This is a genomic window from Mesorhizobium sp. WSM4850 (assembly GCF_055811735.1).
The window spans coordinates 1-4,536 of the sequence record NZ_JBVVPV010000108.1 but is presented as its reverse complement, the minus strand read 5'-3'; the positions used below and the strand labels follow the sequence as shown (position 1 = coordinate 4,536).

Below are 4,536 nucleotides of genomic sequence, written 5' to 3'. Positions count from 1 at the left end.
GGCAGGCCAGAGGGGGGTGGGACGGAGCGCAGCGGTTATAGTTGGCTGCCCTTGCTAGAGGTCAATACATTTCAGCCCTCCAACCGCCCTCGAATCCGCGTATAGTACCCCATGCCCATTCGCCAGCTTTCCGAAACGATGATCAACCAGATCGCCGCCGGCGAAGTCATCGAGCGTCCGGCAAGCGTGGTCAAGGAACTGGTCGAGAACGCACTCGATGCCGGCGCAGCCAGAATAGAGATCGTCACCGCCGGCGGTGGGCTGAACCTGATCCGCGTCACCGACGATGGCTCAGGCATCCCGGAAAAGGAACTGCCGCTGGCGATCGCACGCCATTGCACCTCGAAGCTCACTGAGGACATTCACGACATCCGCTCGCTCGGCTTTCGCGGCGAAGCGCTGCCGTCGATCGGCTCGGTGGCGCGGCTGTCGATCCGCTCGCGCACCGCCAACGGCGACAGCGCCGCCGAGATCGGCATCGAGGGCGGGCGCGTGTCCGCCGTCAAGCCGGCGGCTGCCAATCGCGGCACCACGGTCGAGGTGCGCGACCTGTTCTTCGCCACGCCGGCGAGGCTCAAATTCATGAAGGGCGAGCGCGCCGAAAGCTCGGCGACCAGCGACGTGATCAAGCGGATCGCGATCGCTTTCCCGGCCGTGCGCTTCACGCTGGCCGGTTCCGACCGCACGACGCTGGAACTGCCGGCGACCGACGACAGCCCGGAAGGCCAGCTGCGCCGCGTCGCGCAAGTGATGGGCGCTGACTTTCCGGCCAACGCAATCGCCATCGACGCCATGCGCGACGGGGTGCATCTTGCCGGCCACGTTTCGATACCATCCTTCAGCCGCGCCAACGCGCTGCAGCAATACGCCTATGTCAACGGCCGGCCGGTGCGCGACAAGCTGATCGCCGGCGCCATCCGCGGCGCCTTCGCCGACGTGCTGCCGCGCGACCGCCATGCGGTGACGGTGCTGTTCCTGACGCTCGATCCGGCCATCGTCGACGTCAATGTCCACCCGGCCAAGGCCGACGTCCGCTTCCGCGATCCGGGGCTGGTGCGCGGGCTGATCGTTGGCGCCATTCGCGAGGCGCTGGCCAATGCCGGCATTCGTGCCGCCACATCAGGGGCGGCCGGCATGATGGCGGCATTCCGGCCAGGCGCAGCATCCTATGCGCATCCAGGACCGGCCAACGGTCATCGCAGCTACGAAGCGGCCTACCGGGCCTCCGGCTTCGCCGGTTTCGATCCTTCCCGCTCGTCGCAACGGCCGCTGGATGCAGGATTTGCCAATGGCGGCTTCGGCGAAAACGATCAGGCGGCGTTCGATGCCGGTTCGCTTCACAGCGCCGACGCGCGCGCCGGACAAGACGAAGCGGCGGAGACGCTGCTCGGCATGGCGCTGGGTGCCGCACGCGCGCAAGTGCACGAGAACTACATCGTCGCGCAGACCAGGGATTCGCTTGTTATCGTCGACCAGCATGCGGCGCATGAGCGGCTGGTCTACGAGGCACTGAAGAACGCATTGCATTCGCGCGCCGTGCCGTCGCAGATGCTATTGCTGCCCGAGATCGTCGATCTGCCGGAAGAGGATGCAGAACGGCTCGCGTTGCATTCCGAAACACTGGCCCGCTTCGGCCTCGCCGTCGAACGCTTCGGCCCGGGTGCGGTCGCGGTGCGCGAGACGCCGTCGATGCTCGGCGAAACCAATGTCCAGCAGCTGGTGCGCGACCTTGCCGACGAGATCGCCGACAACGACACCGTCGACACGCTGAAAGAGCGGCTGGACAGGATAGCCGCGACCATGGCCTGCCACGGCTCGGTGCGTTCCGGCCGCCTGCTCAAGCCGGAAGAGATGAACGCACTGCTGCGCCAGATGGAGGCGACGCCCGGGTCCGGCACCTGCAACCACGGCCGCCCGACCTACATCGAGCTCAGGCTCGCCGACATTGAGAGGTTGTTTGGGCGACGATGAAGAACGTGCAGGGCGCAGACCCCAACCGGACCTTCGGTCCGACCTCCCCGCAAGGGGGAGGTAGGGAGCCTAGCCGCGGACGCCTCGCAAGCAACTTACCCTCCCCCTTGTGGGCAGGGTCGCTGCAAAGCAGCGGGGTGGGGTGTCTGAAAAGAGCCGCTGTATAGCGGCTCTTTTCGAGTCAAGAGACAGCTCCAACCCTCTGATTCACCGCTTCAAATTCACCACGATGACGCCGCCGAGCGCCAGCGCGCCACCGATGATGCCGAGCAGCGTCGGCACCTCGCCTAGCCAGAAGAAGCCGATCAGCGTCGCCACCGGCGAAACCAGATAAAGGAAATTCGAGGCACGCGCCGCCGGCAGCCGGGAAAGTGCTGTCGCCCAGGCGGCGTAGGCGATGAGGCTCGGCACGATGCCGAGAAAGACGACGGCGCCGAGACCGGCGGTATCGGCAACTGCCGCCTGCGCCAGGCCGTTCGGCAGGAAGGGCAGCAGGCAGAGCGCGCCGAGCAGCATGTTCGAGGCCGAAATGGTCAGCGGATGATGGCTGGCAAACAGCGGCTTTTGCACGATGGTGTTGACCGCCGAGCACAGCGCCGAGCCGAGGACCAGCAGCGCGCCATTGTTGAAATGCAACCCTTGCCCCTCGCCCATGGCGATGATGCCGATGCCGGCGAAGGACAGCAATGTGCCGGCCCAGGCCAGGCCCGAGAAGCGTTCGCCAAGCAGCGCCATCGCCATGATCGCGGTGAAGATCGGGCTGACATTGATGATGAAGCCGGCGGCACCCGCCGAAACGGTCAGCTCGCCGAAATTGAGCATTACCGTGTACAGCGCAACGAAGACGGCGCCGCCGAAGGCAAAGCGCCACAATTCATCGAGCCGGGGCCGCGCCGGCCGCTTGACGGCGAGGAAGATCGCCGCCGGCACCGCCGCGATGGCGAAGCGCAGCGCGCCAAGTTCCAGCGGCCCGAAAGCGACGAGGCCGGCACGGATCGCCGGAAAGGCGGAGGCCCAGCCGACCACTGTCAACGCCACCGCAATGGCCGCCGTGGTGTCGATCCGCTGTGTCGTATTCAACGTGCCGGTACAAGCGTTCATTTCATTATTCCCGCGTTTCATGCTCTCAACATACAAAGCGCCTTTCCCGATCGGTTGACAAACGACCAAATCGAGAGTCAGCTGTGACTATGGATCACAGCTCAGACGCGATGCTGCCGCTCGAAACCCTGCGCGCCTTCGACGCCGCGGCACGGACGGGCAGCTTTTCGGCCGCTGCCGAAAAGCTCAATCTCACCCATGGCGCCGTCAGCCGGCAGATCGCCAAGCTGGAGGACTGGCTCGGGCTGAAAGTGTTCGATCGCGGCGCGCGAGGAGTCTCGCTGACGATCGAAGGCAACCGCCTGCATCTGCGCACCATTGAGGCCTTCGCGCTGATATCGAGCAATTCGGACCGCTGGATCGAGCCGCGCGGCACCGCCGTGGTGCGGCTGACCTCGATTCCCTCGGTCAGCGGGCTGTGGCTGATGCCGCGCATGGCGGCGCTGGAAAACAATCCGTCCAGGCTGCGCATCGTGCTCGACGTCGATATCCGCCAGGCGGACCTTGCCGACGAGGGCATCGATCTGTCGATCCGCTGCGGACGCGGCCGCATCCCCGGCCGCGTCTCGGTGCAGCTGTTCGAGGAACATGTGTTTCCGGTCGCCTCGCCGGACCTCGCCCGCGAGATCGGCCGAGGCGACCCTGCCCGGCTGCTCAAATTCCCGCTGATCAACGATTCCGACGCCTCGGCCTGGCGTGCCTGGTTTGCCGCACAGGACATCGACTATCGCCCGCGTCCGCAGGACCGCCGTTTCGAGGACTACAATCTGGTGCTCGGCGCCGCCGCCCATGGTCTCGGCATCGCGCTGGCGCGGCCGCCGATGACCGAGGATCAACTGAAGTCAGGCCGTATCATCGCCGTCGACGAGCGCGTCGTCCTCAGCCCGATATCCTACTGGCTCGACCGGCCTATCGGGCGCCCGCGCGCCGCCGCAGCCGAGCTTGCCCGGCGCATCGCAGCCCACGCCGGACTGGCGGCGGAAAGGATCGAGGATTTCATCGCAGCCGAGCAGTAGGATGCGGGGCATCCACTTTGCCGGCCTGCTCGGCTGGTTGCCGTCCGAAACGAAGCCGACTGAAGCCAATCTTGCCTCGCTCGGAGCTTGACCTTGCCGGCATTTTGTGGCGATGACATCGTCATGAACCTTGGCTCCATGTCATGATGAATCGCTTTGAAGGCCCCGGCGGCAAGGAAGCCCGTATCCGCTACCTGGACGGCGACTTCCAGGTGACCAGCCCCGGCGCCTTCGTGCGCTGTGCGGTCACCGGCGAAAGCATCCCGCTCGATGAGCTCAAATACTGGAGCGTCGCCAGGCAGGAGCCCTATGTGAGTGCCGCGGCCTCGCTGCGCCGCGAGATCGAGACACATCCCGAACTGCGCAGCCGACGTTAGGGCGGCGCCATCAAAGCCGTTCAGTAGCGATCCTTCGCGCCCCCCTCTGCCCTGCCGGGCATCTCCCCCAC

General features: G+C 65.9%; 4 protein-coding genes. 3 read left to right on the top strand and 1 reads right to left on the bottom strand.

The genetic code is table 11. The features are described 5' to 3' along the window. The first annotated feature begins 111 nt into the window (after nucleotides 1-111). Nucleotides 112-1,971, top strand: a complete 1,860-nt coding sequence (mutL, locus tag AC0L2Z_RS34935; RefSeq protein WP_473630585.1) for a DNA mismatch repair endonuclease MutL — start codon at nucleotides 112-114, stop codon at nucleotides 1,969-1,971. A 207-nt stretch (nucleotides 1,972-2,178) separates the two neighbouring features. Here the strand turns inward: mutL and AC0L2Z_RS34930 are convergent, their stop codons facing one another. After that, a complete protein-coding gene (locus AC0L2Z_RS34930; RefSeq protein ID WP_473630584.1) occupies nucleotides 2,179-3,072 on the bottom strand; it encodes a DMT family transporter in 894 nt (297 codons plus the stop codon). 89 nt (nucleotides 3,073-3,161) lie between these two features. Between AC0L2Z_RS34930 and AC0L2Z_RS34925 the strand changes: the two genes are divergently transcribed. Both AC0L2Z_RS34925 and AC0L2Z_RS34920 read left to right on the top strand, forming a co-directional pair. Then, a complete protein-coding gene (locus tag AC0L2Z_RS34925; RefSeq protein WP_473630583.1) occupies nucleotides 3,162-4,088 on the top strand; it encodes a LysR substrate-binding domain-containing protein in 927 nt (308 codons plus the stop codon). A gap of 143 nt (nucleotides 4,089-4,231) precedes the next feature. Then, entirely contained in the window at nucleotides 4,232-4,465 is a 234-nt protein-coding gene (locus tag AC0L2Z_RS34920) for a DUF2093 domain-containing protein (RefSeq protein WP_112564953.1), read from the top strand. Nucleotides 4,466-4,536 lie beyond the last annotated feature (71 nt).

Coding starts and splice junctions, on each gene's coding strand:
- AC0L2Z_RS34925 (WP_473630583.1), top strand. CDS start 3,162: ATGGATCACAGCTCAGACGCGATGCTGCCGCTCGAAACCCTGCGCGCC.
- AC0L2Z_RS34920 (WP_112564953.1), top strand. CDS start 4,232: ATGATGAATCGCTTTGAAGGCCCCGGCGGCAAGGAAGCCCGTATCCGC.
- AC0L2Z_RS34930 (WP_473630584.1), bottom strand. CDS start 3,072: ATGAACGCTTGTACCGGCACGTTGAATACGACACAGCGGATCGACACC.
- mutL (WP_473630585.1), top strand. CDS start 112: ATGCCCATTCGCCAGCTTTCCGAAACGATGATCAACCAGATCGCCGCC.